This window comes from Poritiphilus flavus (assembly GCF_009901585.1).
In the GTDB taxonomy this organism is placed as follows: Bacteria; Bacteroidota; Bacteroidia; order Flavobacteriales; family Flavobacteriaceae; genus Poritiphilus; species Poritiphilus flavus.
In genome coordinates this window covers 234,596-251,438 of the sequence record NZ_WXYO01000005.1, presented here as the reverse complement: position 1 = coordinate 251,438, position 16,843 = coordinate 234,596, and the positions used below count along the sequence as shown (strand labels likewise).

Annotated in this window: 14 protein-coding genes; 4 read left to right on the top strand and 10 right to left on the bottom strand. The window is 45.2% G+C overall.

The window, feature by feature from the left end; translation table 11 throughout:
• The first annotated feature begins 53 nt into the window (after positions 1–53).
• On the top strand, positions 54–482 hold the full coding sequence (locus tag GTQ38_RS11380; RefSeq protein WP_161435643.1) for a cytochrome c oxidase assembly factor Coa1 family protein: 429 nt from the start codon (positions 54–56) through the stop codon (positions 480–482).
• Between the two features lie 13 nt (positions 483–495).
• Here the strand turns inward: GTQ38_RS11380 and bioA are convergent, their stop codons facing one another.
• Positions 496–1,833: an adenosylmethionine--8-amino-7-oxononanoate transaminase gene (gene bioA / locus GTQ38_RS11375; RefSeq protein ID WP_161435642.1), complete on the bottom strand. Its 1,338-nt coding sequence runs from the start codon at positions 1,831–1,833 to the stop codon at positions 496–498.
• Here bioA and GTQ38_RS11370 point away from each other — a divergent pair.
• Entirely contained in the window at positions 1,832–3,334 is a 1,503-nt protein-coding gene (locus GTQ38_RS11370; RefSeq protein ID WP_161435641.1) for an ArnT family glycosyltransferase, read from the top strand. The two genes, bioA and GTQ38_RS11370, sit on opposite strands and share 2 nt — an antisense overlap.
• On the opposite strand, the gene bioD is transcribed toward GTQ38_RS11370, so the two are convergent.
• The 3 genes from bioD to GTQ38_RS11355 are packed head-to-tail and all read right to left on the bottom strand — an operon-like array spanning position 3,329 to position 5,501.
• The gene (bioD, locus tag GTQ38_RS11365) at positions 3,329–3,946 is read right to left on the bottom strand and encodes a dethiobiotin synthase (RefSeq protein ID WP_161435640.1); all 618 of its coding nucleotides are present in this window, start codon (positions 3,944–3,946) and stop codon (positions 3,329–3,331) included. The genes GTQ38_RS11370 and bioD overlap by 6 nt on opposite strands.
• 2 nt (positions 3,947–3,948) lie before the next feature.
• Positions 3,949–4,329 (bottom strand): putative signal transducing protein, encoded by a 381-nt coding sequence (locus tag GTQ38_RS11360; RefSeq protein WP_161435639.1) that lies wholly within the window; start codon positions 4,327–4,329, stop codon positions 3,949–3,951.
• 5 nt (positions 4,330–4,334) lie between these two features.
• A complete protein-coding gene (locus GTQ38_RS11355) occupies positions 4,335–5,501 on the bottom strand; it encodes an aminotransferase class I/II-fold pyridoxal phosphate-dependent enzyme (RefSeq protein ID WP_161435638.1) in 1,167 nt (388 codons plus the stop codon).
• Positions 5,502–5,563: 62 nt separating this feature from the next.
• On the opposite strand from GTQ38_RS11355, the gene GTQ38_RS11350 reads away from it, so the two are divergent.
• Positions 5,564–6,097 (top strand): GNAT family N-acetyltransferase, encoded by a 534-nt coding sequence (locus GTQ38_RS11350; RefSeq protein ID WP_161435637.1) that lies wholly within the window; start codon positions 5,564–5,566, stop codon positions 6,095–6,097.
• 50 nt (positions 6,098–6,147) lie between these two features.
• Here the strand turns inward: GTQ38_RS11350 and GTQ38_RS11345 are convergent, their stop codons facing one another.
• The 6 genes from GTQ38_RS11345 to GTQ38_RS11320 all read right to left on the bottom strand — a co-directional run bounded on the left by GTQ38_RS11345 (position 6,148) and on the right by GTQ38_RS11320 (position 15,890).
• Positions 6,148–6,426, bottom strand: a complete 279-nt coding sequence (locus GTQ38_RS11345) for a FoF1 ATP synthase subunit delta/epsilon (RefSeq protein WP_161435636.1) — start codon at positions 6,424–6,426, stop codon at positions 6,148–6,150.
• 66 nt (positions 6,427–6,492) lie between these two features.
• Positions 6,493–8,001 carry a F0F1 ATP synthase subunit beta gene (gene atpD, locus GTQ38_RS11340; RefSeq protein WP_161435635.1) on the bottom strand — a complete coding sequence of 503 codons (1,509 nt, stop codon included), beginning with the start codon at positions 7,999–8,001 and terminating at the stop codon, positions 6,493–6,495.
• Positions 8,002–8,190: 189 nt separating this feature from the next.
• The gene (locus tag GTQ38_RS11335; RefSeq protein WP_161435634.1) at positions 8,191–10,941 is read right to left on the bottom strand and encodes a TonB-dependent receptor; all 2,751 of its coding nucleotides are present in this window, start codon (positions 10,939–10,941) and stop codon (positions 8,191–8,193) included.
• 205 nt (positions 10,942–11,146) lie between these two features.
• Positions 11,147–12,994, bottom strand: a complete 1,848-nt coding sequence (gene glmS, locus GTQ38_RS11330; RefSeq protein WP_161435633.1) for a glutamine--fructose-6-phosphate transaminase (isomerizing) — start codon at positions 12,992–12,994, stop codon at positions 11,147–11,149.
• Between the two features lie 116 nt (positions 12,995–13,110).
• Positions 13,111–14,955, bottom strand: coding sequence for a DUF4270 domain-containing protein (locus GTQ38_RS11325; protein WP_161435632.1), 1,845 nt, complete (start codon positions 14,953–14,955; stop codon positions 13,111–13,113).
• A 125-nt stretch (positions 14,956–15,080) separates the two neighbouring features.
• On the bottom strand, positions 15,081–15,890 hold the full coding sequence (locus tag GTQ38_RS11320) for a glycogen/starch synthase (protein ID WP_161435631.1): 810 nt from the start codon (positions 15,888–15,890) through the stop codon (positions 15,081–15,083).
• 102 nt (positions 15,891–15,992) lie between these two features.
• On the opposite strand from GTQ38_RS11320, the gene panC reads away from it, so the two are divergent.
• The gene (panC, locus tag GTQ38_RS11315; RefSeq protein WP_161435630.1) at positions 15,993–16,841 is read left to right on the top strand and encodes a pantoate--beta-alanine ligase; all 849 of its coding nucleotides are present in this window, start codon (positions 15,993–15,995) and stop codon (positions 16,839–16,841) included.
• The last annotated feature ends 2 nt before the right edge of the window (positions 16,842–16,843 follow it).

The following is a 16,843-nucleotide window of genomic DNA, read 5'->3' as shown; positions in this document are numbered from 1 at the left end:
TCCGGCAAAAATAAAAGTTCTTATCTTCATAAAATCAGATTCATTCAAAAACTATGGACAACGAATTAGTACCTCAACCCAGCTGGTGGAAAAGAAACTGGAAATGGGTGTTGCCGCTTGGTGGTTGTATGACCCTGATCGTACTGTTTGTGATCTTTGTGAGCTCGATTTTCTTCGGGGTTACCAAAATGTTCGAGGAATCCGCACCCTATGAATACGCCCTGGAAAAGATCAATAATGATGATCAGATGATTGAGCTAATGGGAAGTCCTATTGAAAAGGATGGGATAATGAGCGGCAATTACGAGTGGAAGAACGGTGTAAAGAGCGCGGACATGTCTATCCCTATTTCAGGGCCAAAGAATTCAGGCACTCTTTACATCCGGGCTACGGGAGAGGGCGAGGAATGGACCTACCACGAGATCAGGGTAGTGGTTCGGGATTCCGAAGAGTTCGACTTGCTTGAATCTGACTGGGAATAGGTGTTCTTGCAATCTAGAATAGCTCCAGGGATCCTTCTATGGCCAGGTATATCTTATCCAACTGAGATTCCGTGATCACATAGGGCGCCAAAATGTAAATAGTATTCCCCAGGGGTCTCAGAAAAACACCCTCATCCATAAAGTAGCTGAATAGTTTATCCCTTAGATTTCCGTAACGCTGCATTTCTATATTGAGATCCAGGGCGTAGATCACCCCGCACTGACGGGTCTCTTTTACTTTGGGGTGCTTACTTATCCGGGCATCAAACTGCTGATGTGAGGTAATTATCCTTTGGATGTTTTCCTGGATTTCGGCCGACTTTAATAACTCTATTCCTGCCAGGGCCGCTGTACAGGCTAGTGGGTTGGCCGTGTAGGTATGCCCGTGAAAGAAGCCCTTGGCGATCTCGTCGCTGTAAAATGCATCGTAGATCTGTTGGGTGCAGCTCGTCGCTCCCATGGGTATCAACCCGGCCGTAAGCGCTTTGGAAAGGCAAATGATATCTGGTTTGGTATCTAATTGGTCTGAAGCGAAGTATTTACCTGTTTTGCCAAAGCCTGTCATGACCTCATCGGCAATGGTAGGAACTCCATGTGCGCGCATTAGATCCAATATGGGTTCAAGAACCTCAGGAGCGTGCATCTTCATGGCCGCGGCCCCCTGTACCAGGGGTTCGTAAATAAAGGCGGCTACGTCCCCCTGGCTTAATCTATCCTCCAGCCCGTTGAGCAATTCATCTATAGTTTCTTTATTAGGTACAGGAAGGCGTTCCACGCTTATAAAGAAATCTTCGAAAGGGCCGTTGTAAACCGAGAGGCCTGAAACAGACATAGCTCCCAGAGTATCTCCGTGAAATCCATCCTCAAAAGCAAGCAACACTTTTCGGTTTTCGCCCCGGTTAAAGTGATATTGCAATGCCATTTTGATGCCAACCTCTACGGAAGTAGAACCGTTATCTGAGAAAAATAGCTTTTGTTGATTCTCAGGAAGTATGGACATTAGTTCTTCCGAGAGCCTCACAGCCGGCTCATGGGTAAATCCACTAAAAACTATTTGGTCCAGCTCCTGCATTTGTTCCTGGACCCGCGCCAGGATATGATCATTACAATGCCCGTACATCGCAGTATACCAGGAAGATATACCGTCTATATATTCTTTGCCATGCTCGTCCCGGAGAACTACTCCTTTGGCTTTTACAATGCCCAGGGTTTTAGGATGTGTCTTGTGCTGGGTAAGCGGATGCCAGAGATGTCGCTGATCCCTATCAGAGAGATTTTTTGATCCGCCTGCATTAAATGAATTTTCCTTGTTATCTTTCTCTCGTTGATATGTGCTTACCTCGCCTTTCATGATTGATAAGATTATAACAGCATTAACTCCCGATTACCACAAACTTACGGCTAAGCGGGTATTTCTCATCCTTTTTTGCATTGCTTTTTTCATACGGTTCCCGTTTTTCTTTAGGGACTACATCGATCTGGATGAGAGCACTTTTATCCTGATGGGGCAGTCCTGGCTGGATGGGCACTTCCCTTATACTGAACTTTGGGACCTTAAACCTCCGCTGGTATTCCTTTTTTTCGCCGGTATTATCGGGCTTTTTGGAAAAAGTTTTGTCGCGCTCCGCCTGGCAGGAGTGGCGGTGGTGGTCCTCGGAGCACTTTACCTATACAAGATTGGAAAAAGGGTACATAGCCCTAAATTAGGTTTCTGGTCTTCCGTTCTTTTTGTGGTTCTCAGTAGTTTGTTCGGAAGCTTACAGGGGGTAATGTCTGAACATATTTCTATGGCCTTCTTCCTGGCCGGTTATTACCAGCTGACACGATCTTCCTCTACAAATATTGCCAGGTTGCTATTGGCAGCAGTCTTACTGGGGGGTGCATTTATGACCAAATTAAATCTGTCTTACGCCATATTGCTTTTGGTGCTGGTCTATTGCTATCAGGCATATCTACGGCAGGGCGTTTTAAAGACCCTGTCGGTAATGTCCCTTTTGGGTATCGGGATCATCTTGCCGGCAGCAATACTTTTTACCATGTACTACTTCCACGGCTATGGTGCGATATGGTGGGAATCCGTGATCAGCGCGTCCATTGCTTATGGCAGGATTCCGTTTTCTGAAAGAACGGATACCCTGGTGCCAATTGCCATTATTGTTGTCCTGATCGGATTATTTGTTCGATGGAATATTAAAAAGAAAGCTATTCCGGATCAATGGCATCTTTTGTTCCTGCTTGCCGCTTGTTCCGGTATTCTTTTCTCGTTTTACAAGGTTGGAAAGGTCAACGGGCATTACCTTATCCAACTGTATCCCTTTTTGATACTGCTGCTGCTCTCTTTTGTATTTTACTTCTCTTTCTTTTCCACCGAGAAAGTAGGGAAGACGCTGCTTTTTCTCGCACTACTCACCCCTACGGAAAGCTACCTGGAATACTACGCCATCGCAAATAATTATTTGAAGAAAAATACTTTGTACAATGGGGAGGGGATCGAAGTTCCCAAATACCTGTCAGCTCAATTCCCGGATGTACAGAATATCTGGTTCATGGAATTTCATATCGGCTATTGGTACCTCGGACAAAACCCTCCTACAAAAGCCACCACACATCCTTCTAACCTCATGCGGGATCAGTTGTTTCCTTATATGCGTAATCCCCGTGGGAGCAGCCTTGAAGAGTTGCAATTTATTCTGAATAGCAAAGCCCCGGAAATTATTGTTACCAAAGGTGAAAGGATCCCGTTCAATGCCGAAAACAAGGAAGAAGTTTATGCTTATTTTGAAAAGTATCTAAAGGTCCACTACCAATTTGTGGAGCAAATAGGTAAGGCTACCATCTACAAACGCCTATAAAGACTGTAGTGCAGGCAGCAATCTTTGGGCGTATTCTTTTACCAACTGCTTGTTAAAAGCAGCTTCTTCGTCTATCCGCCCGATAAGCCTGGCTTTGGTCTTTTTCCGGATAATACTTTCAGTGCTCGGATGTTCATCTCCGCTGAACAACAAATTCACTTCAAAACCTAGTCTTTCAAGCCAACCAATGGTTAATAAACTGTGGTTAATACTGCCCAGATAGTGCCTGGATACTACAACCACCTTGTATTCCGGCCTGATCAGGTCAAGAATGGTATCTTCGTCATTCAGCGGTACCAACAGGCCTCCGGCACCTTCAATAACCAAATGATTATCCGTTTGAGGTTCTGTTATGTTTTTCAGGTCTATAAGGATGTTGTCTATATCAGCCGCTGCATGTGGACTCATAGGGGTGTGCAGGGCATAACTGTTCGGGTGTATTACCGTTTTTGAATTGGATATCCATCTTGCCACCTTATGGCTATCGGAATTGTCCAGGTCTCCGGCCTGAATGGGTTTCCAGTAATCCGCCTCCAGGGCCTCGGTGATTATAGCGGAGGCGACGGTTTTCCCAACTTCAGTAGATATTCCGGTAACAAAAATTCGTTTCATGCTCAGGCTTTTGTGATCATGTTGCAGTTGGTGCAACGGTATTTTTTAGGTTCGAAAAAAGGGAATAATTTATAAAATAACCCCTGTCTTTTATAGTATACCTCAGACTTTTGAGCTTTACAGTTAGGACAAACTATGGGATTGCCGTCATCGTCCAGAGCATAGCTTCTAACCTCATTGTAAATCTCTATGGCCCTGTCCTTATCAGTGGTATAAACCTGAAGCTTTACCCCGCCTATGGCACTGCTGATCAAGGGATCCGTATTAAGGGTGTTTTCGTCCCTTAGGAATACCGGTATCCCTTCGGATTCCAGTTTTCCTTTGATGATCTGCACATCAGCTACGTATTCAAACGCAGCAAGGGTGTAAAACTCACTTCCCATTCTGGTCATTTTTGTAAAGCGGCAGCCAAGATAGTCAAAACCCCGTTGATTTCCGCTTGCGTATTGTAACTGTGAAGGCAAAATCGTAACCTTTCCGTACCTGCTGCTACGGTAGGTGAAAGTATGGGCCTTACATCAAAACCCGCATCGGCCAGCTCTTTTGAAATTTGCCTGACACGCTTATTCCCGGGGATAATGCAGGATCTTATGGCCGAATCACTTGGGATTACCCTCGCTCGCAGGTCTTTAGCCTTAATTTGCTGGTCAAAGAAGCCCGTGTTTTCCAGGAGTGACTTCCTGGCTTCAGAGGCCTCCTTACTTACAATAAACTCATGTGCCTTTAGAATTGTGGCCAGGGAGTGCGGTGGCAAGCCTGTACTGTAAATCAGACTACGGGCAAAATTTGTGAGGTACGATTTTAGGGATCCGGAACCCAGCACGGCGGCTCCGTGGCATCCCATGGCTTTACCAAAGGTTACAACGCGCGCAAAGACCTTGTTTTCCAAAGACTGATGTAGCAATACGCCTCTTCCTGTACCCATAACACCTATTGCATGGGCTTCGTCCACAATAAGGTAACAGCCAAACTCCTGGCAGAGTTCCGTCAGTTCCGAGAGTGCTGGGCTGTCCCCATCCATGGAAAAAACGGATTCCGTAACCACGTAGATCGTATGAGCTCCCTTTTTACTGCCAGGATTAAGACTGCGAGTGATTTTCTGCCTTAAATCCTGAAGGTCGTTATGTGTGAATTTATAACTCTTCGCATGGCTCATCATTATCCCATCACGAATACTGGCGTGGATCAGTTCATCAAAGAAAACCAGGTCATTCCTCTGCAGAACCGAAGAGAACAGCCCTATATTGGCATCGTATCCCGAATTGAAAACCAGGGCTGCTTCGGCTTTATAAAATCGGCATAGCAGGGACTCTAATTCCTGATAAAGACGGTGGTTCCCGGACAGGAGACGCGAAGCCGTAGCCCCGCTTTCTTCTATCTTCATAGTTTCCAGTAGTCCGGAACTTTGGTGAAATAAGTTCGGATTTCTTGCAAGCCCCAGATAATCGTTGGACGAAAAATCTACCAGCCGTTTAGCAGTTTCCAGGCTTCTCAGCGAATCTTCTGCCTTGCGTTGCTCAAGCAATTTGTTAAGTTTATCCGGGAAGTCGGTCATATGGCAAATTTAGCATATAGCGCATTAAATCTTAACTTCACAGCTGCTAAGCTATGATGAAAATGGAAATAGTTTACGATAGAGCCAAAAGCGGAAAAGACCTGGAACAGATCCTGGATCTTCAGAAACGCAATTTGTTTGCAAATGTTTCAGAGGAAGAGCGACAGCAGGAAGGATTTGTTACGGTTTCGCATAGTCTGGATCTGCTGGAAGAAATGAATGAGGCATGCCCGCATATCATCGCAAAACACCGCGATACCGTGGTAGCCTATGCGCTTTGTATGGATCCTGCATTTTCCCAGAAAATTGAGGTGCTAAAACCTATGTTCGCTGAAATTGAAACGGTTATACCTGCAGCTGAAAGCTATATCGTAATGGGACAGATCTGTGTGGATAAGGACTATAGGAAAAAGGGAATTTTCAGAATGCTGTATAAGACCATGCAAGAGGCGACAGCAGATAGGTATGGGCGCATCATTACTGAGGTAGACGCCCGGAATGAGCGTTCTCTACAAGCACATTACAGTGTAGGTTTTTCAGATCTGAAATTGTACCAGGCAGACGGCCGTCAATGGTGCTTAATTCAACTTCAATAAAAAACCCGCTGTTTTCACAGCGGGTTCCTATTCATTGAGGTAGTACTTGCCTAATCCGCAAGCACAATTACCTTGTTATTATTCATCTCTACAGTCCCACTGCTTATACTTAGAACTGTTTTGCCTTTATCGTCCTTAGAAAACTTATTCTCGTGCTCTTCCTCTATCGTAAAATCCCCATCGAACTTCACATTTCCAGACTGCAAGAGGGAAACGATAGGGGCGTGGTTATTCAACATCTGAAATTCCCCATCGACACCAGGAACGGTTACTGAATTCACCTCTCCTGCAAATAGGGTAGCTTCTGGTGATACGATTTCTAAATACATACTTCTTCAATTGTTGGTTGACATAGCAGCAAAAGGCCTGGTAAAACCTACTGCCAATGCAACCTATTAGGCGTCTGCCAACATTTTCTCACCGGCCTCGATAGCCTCTTCTATAGTCCCTTTAAGGTTAAAGGCCGCTTCCGGAAGGTGATCCAGTTCCCCATCCATGATCATATTAAAGCCTTTAATAGTATCCTTAATGTCTACCAGAACCCCGGGAGTTCCTGTAAACTGTTCCGCTACGTGGAAGGGTTGAGATAAGAAACGCTGAACACGTCTTGCCCGTCCCACAGCCATTTTATCTTCTTCAGACAATTCTTCCATCCCCAGAATGGCGATGATATCCTGAAGTTCCTTGTAGCGCTGAAGCAGCTCCTTTACGCGTTGGGCACAACCGTAGTGGTCATCCCCGAGAATTTCCGGAGTTAGGATCCTGGAAGTAGAATCCAGCGGATCAACCGCAGGGTAAATCCCTAGCTCCGCGATTTTTCGCGAAAGTACTGTTGTCGCGTCAAGGTGGGCAAAGGTAGTTGCCGGTGCGGGGTCAGTAAGGTCATCCGCAGGCACGTATACTGCCTGTACCGAGGTAATTGAACCTCTTTTTGTGGAGGTGATCCGTTCCTGCATGGCCCCCATTTCCGTTGCCAGAGTAGGCTGGTATCCTACCGCAGAAGGCATCCTTCCGAGCAGGGCCGATACTTCCGATCCTGCCTGTGTAAATCTGAATATATTATCTACGAAGAAAAGTACGTCTTTCCCTTGTCCGTCTCCAGCTCCATCACGGAAATACTCCGCGATCGTCAGACCTGAAAGGGCCACCCGCGCACGTGCTCCGGGAGGTTCGTTCATCTGACCGAAAACGAAGGTTGCTTTAGACTCCTTCATCGCTTTTTTGTCCACTTTGCTCAAATCCCATCCTCCTTCTTCCATAGAGTGAAGGAAATCATCCCCGTACTTTATGATTCCGGATTCCAACATTTCTCGCAAGAGGTCATTTCCTTCACGAGTTCTTTCTCCTACACCTGCGAAAACAGATAGTCCACCGTGACCCTTGGCGATGTTGTTGATCAATTCCTGGATCAAAACGGTCTTTCCAACACCTGCACCACCAAATAGTCCAATTTTTCCTCCTTTGGCGTAAGGCTCAATAAGGTCGATTACCTTAATCCCTGTAAATAATACCTCTGTGGAAGTGGATAGCTCTTCGAATTTTGGCGCTTCCCTGTGAATTGGCAGTCCGTCATTTCCGGTCTTAGGCAGGTTTCCGAGACCGTCAATCGCATCTCCGATCACGTTGAACAGCCTACCGTATACATCTTCCCCAATAGGCATCTGAATGGCATTTCCGGTAGCTTCTACTGTAGCTCCACGGCTCAATCCGTCTGTGGAATCCATAGAGATTGAACGTACTGTATTTTCACCGATATGAGACTGCACTTCCAAAACCAATTTGGTGTCGTCTTCACGGGTTATTTCTAGGGAGTCATAGATCTTTGGAAGCGTTGTACCCGATTCGAATTCAACGTCAATTACCGGTCCGATAATCTGAGAAACCTTTCCTGTTATTTTAGCCATTACCTTCTTATTTACTTTTTTGGATTTGAGCTTTTTAGCTCCTTTCTACAAAGGACGCTGGAATGTTTGTTTTTTCCGGCTGCAAAGATAGGAGATTCCATTTGAAATAGGAACGCTTTAGAGCGGTTTTTTTATCAAAAAAAATGCCCCGGAAATCCGGGGCTCTTATTGTGTTTTAAATGCTATTTTTTAAGGATTTACTGTCCAGGATACGTAGAAAATGGATCCTACTGCTCCGGTACCGATAGCAGAGAAATACTCCTCTCCCAATATGTTGGATCCACCCGCTTTGAAAACGGACTTAATGCTTGGTACAGAATAGTTGATCTGAGCATCCAGCACGGTATAAGCATCGATCATACCATCTTCAAATGTAGCCTGCCACAAATAGGTATCGCTCCATCTGTAATTGATATTGAAGCCAAAGTTTTTGAACAGCTCCGTATTCCCGAAAGAGGCTTTAACCTTGTGTTCCGGGGTGTTGAAATTGGTCTCGAAATCCGGGAAGGCCGCCTGATTGAACTCCAGTTTGGCATAGGTATAATTTACTCCGATATCAAAATTCCCGAATATCTTGGCATCAACCCCAACTGTACCGCCATAAGATTCTACATCTGCCAGGGAATTTGTGTATACCTGGTAAGGGAAGAAATCCCCGTTTTGCAGTGCAAGTAGCGAAAGGCCTCCGTCTCCTGCCTCTCCGTAAAGTGGTACCAATACGGTGGAATTGGCGATGAAATTTTGGTATCTGTTATAGTATCCGCTAAGGTCTATGGCCATTTTTCCGAACTGTGCTCTATACCCTGCTTCGTAAGCTGTAATTTCCTCTGGTTTAATAAGTGGAGTGTTAACCGCAGTAGGGTTGCCCGCTTCCACAGAACTTCTGGAATAGGCATTTTCGTAAGCGGCTCTACCGACAATATCTACTGAGGTAGCACCTATGAGATCGGCTCCGGGGCCGGATAGTGGAAATGTTCGTACATCCCTATCCAGGTTATCCGGGGCAGAACCTACCAATATAGCCCTACCGGCATTCAGGCCAATAAACAAGTCCTGAGTGGTCGGGTTCCGGAATCCCTGCTGTACTGAAACTCTGAAGTTCTGATTCCTGTCTTGTCCAAAGTTGTATATAAGTGAAAGCCTTGGTGAAAAGAAGCCATCAAAGAATTCATTTTTATCATAACGGACAGAGCCAGTAAATTTTAGTCTTTCGTCTGCTAATTTCTTTTGAACCTGGAGGTAGGCTCCAAATTCATTGTAGGTAATGGGTCCATCCAAATCGGTAAAGATGGTTCCGGAAGAATTTAGTTCGTACTCCCTGAAAGAGCCCCCGATCTGTACATCGGCAAATTCACTGGTAAGGTGACTAAAATTGTAGTTCGCATCTACATGCCTGAACTTTGTATTGTCTATAAACCTGGATCCAGTGGCAAGGTCACCATCTGCAGTAACCCTGTCGAAAGCTCTCTGGAACTCCGGGGTTCCGGGAACCAGCCTTCCGGTATCCGCAGCTGCACGGGCTGCGGCATGGGCTGTTTCCTCATCCAGCATTACCCCTGTACCAATACCAAGCCGGGCACCAATAAAAGTTGTTGCATAATCTGTAAACCACTGCTCATCGGACTTCCATCTCCTGTTAATATTGATTGCCGTAAACCTGGTATCATAAGAATCCCCGGCGTCTTCAGTGGTGATATATCCGCGAAGGAAGAAATTATTGTTTCTAAACTCTATCTTGTGTTGTTGCAGGATAAAGTTCTTGACGGAGTACCTGTTTGCACCCTGGTATATGGTGTTACCCCGGCCAACGCGACCGTTGTAAACGATCTCAAAATCGTCCGCGAAAGGGCGGTAGTGCACGGAAAAATCCGTTTTTACACTCTCCGCGTTATAATTTACCAGGTCTTCTTCAGCATAACCGGTCCGGGTCACGAAGGCGGAGCCTACAGTGCCCGATGGCAAGCCTGCGGCATCATCAAAATTCAATGTTATACCTACCTCATCTCCATAGATATTCAAGCCGTCAAAAGCAGGGTTGGATCTTGTAAAGCCCGGATTCAATACGTCGTCTGTTCTTACCGCATGCCAGTCTTCACCCCTCAGGTAAGAGAAGTTGGCTTTAATGGCCAGTTTCTCGTTGAAGGCGTGGGCCGCCCGTATCCCAAAATCGTAGTAGTTATTGTCTCCAGCCGCTTCCTGAGAAGTGATCCCTGTTTTGAAATAAGCACTGATCCCTTGAAAATCGAAGGGGTTTTTACTGTTCATAAACAGTATCCCGTTAAAGGCGCCCGCACCGTAAAGCGCGGAAGACGCTCCCGGTAGTATTTCAACACTTTGCACCTCAAGCTCAGACATCCCCACCAGGTTACCCAGTACAAAGTTCAAACCAGGGGCAGAGTTATCCATTCCATCAACCAGCTGCAAAAAACGGTTATTCGCAAAAGTGGCGAAACCTCTGGTGTTGATCGACTGGAAAGTTAAACTGTTGGTATTGATATCTACACCTTTGAGGTTTTGCAGGCCTCCGTAGAAGGATTCCGCAGTAGTATTCTTTATTTCCTTAAGTCCGAAACGCTCTACTGATACCGGAGATTCAAAGATCCGTTCCGGGGTCCGGGAGGCAGAGATCACCACCTCGTCCAAAAAGGTCTGGGTTTCTGTAAGCGTAATGGATAGCGTTTGATTATTCTCAGTTACGTCAGCCGTAGTTTCAGAGTATCCTATACTTGTGACCCGCAATTGAAAAGGAGGGACTTCAGAGGTTTCCAAAACAAAATTCCCGTCAAAGTCTGTAGTCGTTCCTATCGCCTTCCCAACGATCACGATATTCGCTCCCGGGACAGGTTCTCCATTTGCATCAGACACATTACCATTCACAACAGTCTGTCCATAAGCCCCGATTCCAAATAGAATAAAGGCAAGTAGGAAAATTTTTCTCATTCTTGTCTTAATTTAGTTTAGTTTCTTGAGTTACCAAGTCACCGGCAAGATACCGATTTTTTTAAATCCTGAATGAAAAATCAAAAAAAATTATGCATGCATAATAATAGTTTGACAATGAAACCCCGTCCTAAATTGGAAATCTGCAATAAAAAAAGGGCCCACCCCTAGGAATGGACCCCATTTTATGTCTATTCTTTAAGTTTTACTCTACCGTCACGGATTTTGCCAGATTCCTTGGCTGATCCACATTGCATCCGCGCATCACTGCAATGTGATACGACAGCAATTGCAAGGGTATTGTGGTCAACAAGGGGGAAAGGCTTTCTATAGTCTCGGGAACTTCAATCACATGATCGGCCAGATCCGTCACCTGTCGGTCACCAGCGGTAACGATGGCGATGATCTTGCCCTTCCGGGATTTGATCTCCTGTATATTACTGACTACCTTTTCGTAATGTCCCTTTTTAGGTGCAATTACTATTACTGGCATCTGATCGTCTATGAGGGCGATAGGCCCGTGCTTCATTTCCGCCGCCGGGTAGCCTTCCGCATGGATATAACTAATTTCTTTGAGTTTTAAGGCACCTTCCAGGGCAACCGGGAAGTTATAACCTCTTCCCAGGTAAAGGCAATTGTCTGAGTCTTTATAAGCCTGTGCGATTACTTCAACCAAAGGATTAGAGGCCAGGGTGGTCTGTACTTTTGACGGGATATTCTCCAGCTCTGAAAGAAACTCGTGGAACTTGGATTCTGAAAACTCTCCTTTCTCCTTGGCCAGTTTTAAGGCCAGCAAAGTAAGCACCGTGATCTGGGTGGTAAAAGCTTTGGTAGAAGCCACTCCAATTTCAGGTCCGGCGTGGGTATAAGCTCCAGCATGGGTTTCACGCGCAATGGAAGAGCCAACTACATTACAAACTCCAAATACAAAAGCGCCCCGTTCTTTGGCCAGTTTTATTGCCGCAAGCGTATCTGCAGTTTCCCCTGATTGGGAAATAGCAATGAGGACGTCTTTGTCCGTAATTACCGGATTTCTGTATCTGAATTCCGAGGCGTACTCCACTTCCACGGGGATCCGTGCCAGATCCTCAAAAATATACTCCGCAACCAATCCGGCGTGCCATGAAGTGCCACAGGCAACTATTATTATCCGGTTGGCATTGAGAAATTTTTCCAGGTTCTCATCTACACCCGCCATCTTAATGATCCCCTGAGCCGCTCTGAGTCGACCGCGGTAAGTATCTTTAATGGCCCTGGGTTGTTCGTAGATCTCCTTGAGCATGAAATGATCATATCCTCCCTTCTCAATTTCTTCCAGGTTCATCTGTAGTTCCTGTACCAGTGGATAGGCTATAGAGTCATCCTTGATCTTTCTTAGTTTTATCTCTTTCCCCAACCTGATGATCGCCATCTCTTCATCTTCAAGGTATACGGCGTTATTGGTGAATTCAATAAAAGGAGAGGCATCCGAAGCCACAAAAAACTCATCCTTCCCTATACCTATGGCTAGCGGGCTTCCCAGTTTGGCTACAACGATCTCATCTGGCTTCTGCTTGTCAAAAACAGCAATAGCATAAGCCCCGATAACCTGGTTAAGCGCGATTTGAACGGCCTTTCCAAGTTTTACCTCCTCTTTATTCTTTACTTCCTCAATCAGATTTACCAGCACCTCAGTGTCCGTATCCGACTCAAAGGTGTAACCCCTGGTGGTTAACTCCTTTTTTATGGCCTCGTAATTCTCAATGATACCGTTGTGGATGATCACCAGATCTCCGGAATTGGAGTAGTGAGGGTGGGAATTTATGTCATTCGGAATTCCGTGTGTCGCCCATCGGGTATGCCCTATTCCGAGGCTTCCCTTCAGGGAGATGCTGCTTTCCGACTTATTCTTCAGGTCATCAACCTTTCCCTTGGTCTTGGACAGATTGATATCCGTACCATCGTATAACGCGATTCCGGCACTGTCATAACCTCGGTATTCCAGTCGCTGTAATCCTTTTATTATAATAGGGTAGGCATCCCGGTGCCCGATATATCCAACAATTCCACACATAGTTAATGCACTTTATTATAGTTAAATAAGGTCCTCAAATTTACAAGAAGTAAACCATTTTGATGCCTTTATAGCGACATAACGGTAATTTTCTCGATGTGGTATGCAGTAATGGCTTAGTTTGTCTCTGTAAAGAAAATTTCCAGCTTTAGTTTTCGCTCGTCTTCATTTGGAATATTGCTTCCGAAAAGTACGGTGCTGAGAGGGCTGATATTCGATCCTACGGGCAGTTCCCGTTCTACACCTCCGGACAACATGGCGTTCTGAGCCCCGGTTATCCGAATATCAGGAGTAACGGCAAGCCCGAGGGTGGCATTGGTGGAATCCCTGATGATAATATTATTGATGTGATCGGTAATGCGAATCGTGTATTTTGCGTTGTTCTCATCTACCTCTTCCAGAAGCGCATCGTAATTTAGGAATACCCCAAATGCCGAATCGGCAAAGGTATTTTCGGTATCCGGATTATAAAGGGGAAAGTTGTTTTCCGTATTATAAAGGTATAGTCTAAAAGGTTCATAGACCGTTCCCGCCGCATTTAGCGCGGCCCTGTCTACGTGGAAAACCAAATTAGCTTCGTTAATGATCCAGTTATTGGCCTTTATTTGATTGATAAAATCCGCTCCTCCAGCCTCGTCTTCGGCGAAGAGCCTTATCTCAGCAAACGAACCGGAATCCCCTTTGAGGTAAATACGGGAAGCATTTTCACCTGTATCCAACTGGTTTAATATTTCAGCCGGATAATCCTCATTTATATAAGTGTTGACAGCGTTTCCGAGAATTGGGTTAGCGGCATTACCACTGGTCAGGAAATTCAGCACAAAGCTACTTTCAGACCGGATGATCTCGCCATTGTCCAGATCATCGAATTCGTATGTAATCGTAATACTGGCATCAGTGAGATCCAAAAGCACCATGATATCCCTGTCAATAGGAGTCATCTGCAGGTGTATACCTCTAAAGAATTCCTGGAAATTGGAAATACTCAATAATTCGGATTGGCCTTCCTTATCTATAATGTTTTGCTGAAAGAAGTCTGTATCCAGGGCTACCCTGATCCCGGGCTGGAATCTTTCCGGAGCTTCTTCGGATTCATCCTCTTCAGTATCCGGATCGTCTTCCTGGAAGATCAGTGTCTCTTCATCGGTAATAGTGACAGGCCCGTTAAAGAGCTCGTCAGAAACAAAGGCAGGCGCAAATTGTTGAGTGGAAAAGAATTCCTGTGATTCTTCAAAATTCGTATCCGGATCCAAATCCCTTAAAAAGAAGGTGGACCTTGAAACCCTGAGGTTAAAGGAATTCTCAACATTTTCCACCATCCCGTAAATGCTGTCCAGATCTCTTTTTATAGGAAAACGGTTGACTGCGGTACTGGTGTCTTCCGCATCTCCTATACCGTCTCCGTCAGTATCCGGGTTAAAGGGGTCTGTACCGGCCAGGCGTTCCTGGTTATCCGAAAGCCCATCCCCGTCTTCGTCACTATTCGGGTCTGTGGGATCATTATCTACTTCGTCCTTAACACCGTCCCCATCCCGGTCTCCGCGAGGGTTTTGCAAAAAAGGTATAAAAAGAATAACCTCTGTCACGGTTTCATTCTCCTGAATAGTCGCATCGCTATCATCGGTATCGGCAATGTCCTCAGTACTTTGTGGGAATGTACCAAACCTGGGGTTGGCACCGCTTGCTAATGTTATTTGAGAAGTAATCTGAGCCTCTGTCCGCCCGTAAATGGGGTCGTTAAAAAATCCTAACTGATAAATGGGTAATCTATTGGTAGGAACGGCATCCACTTTTTTGTTAAAAGCGAATACGTCATAAGAGACCCTCCCGGTTGTGAAGGGTTCTCCTCCGATGACGTTATCTCCAACGGTAGTCAGATCTTCTTCACATGACACTACCAAAATCGCAAGGAATCCTGCTAAGAGTAAAAGACTTTTCTTTTTCGATAAAAACCTGACCATTTCAATCTTTAATTTTCTGCTCGCTTCATTTTGAAAACGGATTTCCTTTTCCTTACATTTCTCTTTGACACGATCAAATACAAATCACTTTTTAATAAACTCAATTATGTGTTGTAATGTGTTGCCTACTTTAGGACTTCTGTGCTGTAAAAATTGGCATATGCCTCTTCAAATTCCTGAAGAGAGACATAAGGCAACACGGGCTTTTGAAGGTTGGTGATGTATTGTTTCAGATCTTCCGGAATGTCTTCCGCGGCTAAAATAACAGCATCCGAAAAATCTACTGCAACTTTTAACAAATTATTATAGCTGGGCGCGTCGAGGCTACTGATATGCTCTTCGGAAATGCCGTCAAAGGCGACTTTCTTTTTCATCTGGTCATCCAGTTCGCCTTCGTATCCACTGCCGTATACCGAAGTAACAATTTTGCTGTCTGCAAAAAGCGGTTCATCCGCGTAATAAACCTTAAGGTATAGCGGAAGTAGTGACGCCATCCAGCCATGTATATGGATGATATCCGGAGACCAATTCAATTTCTTTACGGTTTCCACCACTCCTTTCGCAAAGAAAATAGCACGTTCATCATTGTCCGGAAACAGTTCGCCATCTTCATTGGTAAAAGTTGCCTTGCGCTTAAAATACTCTTCGTTGTCTATGAAGTAAACCTGTATGCGCTCCCTGGGAATGGAAGCTACTTTTATGATCAGGGGCATATCCATGTCATTGATAACCAGGTTCATCCCGGATAGACGGATCACCTCATGAAGTTGATGCCTCCTCTCGTTGATATTGCCGTACCTGGGCATGAATATCCTTATCTGGCCTCCATTGCTGTTGACCATTCTAGGTGCTTCGTATGACATTAAGGAAACTTCGTTCTCTGGTAAGTAGGGCACTAATTCTGAAGATACAAACAATATCTTTTTACCATTCATAAAAGTTAAATTTTGTTTATCTGGCAAACGTAGCCGCAAAATTACAAAAATTATGCAGAATAGCAGTAATTATAGTAAGTTTGCTCGCTCTAATAATTTGACATGAGGGTATTTGATGCCAAATTGAAACTCCAATCACAGCTCAGGCTGATGAGGTCCGAAAATAATACCATAGGCATGGTTCCTACTATGGGAGCGCTGCATGAGGGTCATCTGGCTCTCGTTAGACAAGCGCTCAGCGAAAACGATGTGGTGGTGGTTAGCATTTTCATCAATCCCACTCAATTTAATAATCCGGAAGATCTGAATAAATACCCGAGGTCTATGGAGCAAGACAGCAAATTGCTGAGCGAGCTCTCCGAGGAACTCCTAATTTTCGCTCCAGGCATTCGGGAGATGTATCCGGAATCCGTTGAATCCGTATCCTATAATTTCGACGGTATCGAAGAAGTTATGGAAGGAAAACATCGTCCCGGCCATTTTGACGGCGTTGCCACCATAGTGGAAGCTTTGCTCAGGGCCGTTTCTCCGGACAGGGCCTATTTTGGTGAGAAAGATTATCAGCAGCTCCAGATTGTTAGGAAACTGGTTTCTCAAAAGCAGCTCCCAATAGAGATCATGGGATGCCCAATTGTCAGGGAACCAAGCGGTTTGGCCATGAGCTCAAGGAATGAACGCCTGCCAAAACGGCTGCGGAAAGAAGCTTCTTTCATCTATAAAACCCTGCAGGCTGCCAAAGTAAAATTTGGCACGGAAAGTGCTATTGAGGTTTCGGATTGGGTGGATAACGAATTTAACATTCATCCGGATCTTGAACTGGAATATTTTGAGATTGCTGATGCGGAAACACTGAGACCGATAAGGCGAAAACAAAAAGAGAACAAATACAGAGCCTTTATAGCAGTATATGCAGAAGGTATTAGGCTCATCGATAACATAGCCTTGAATTAATT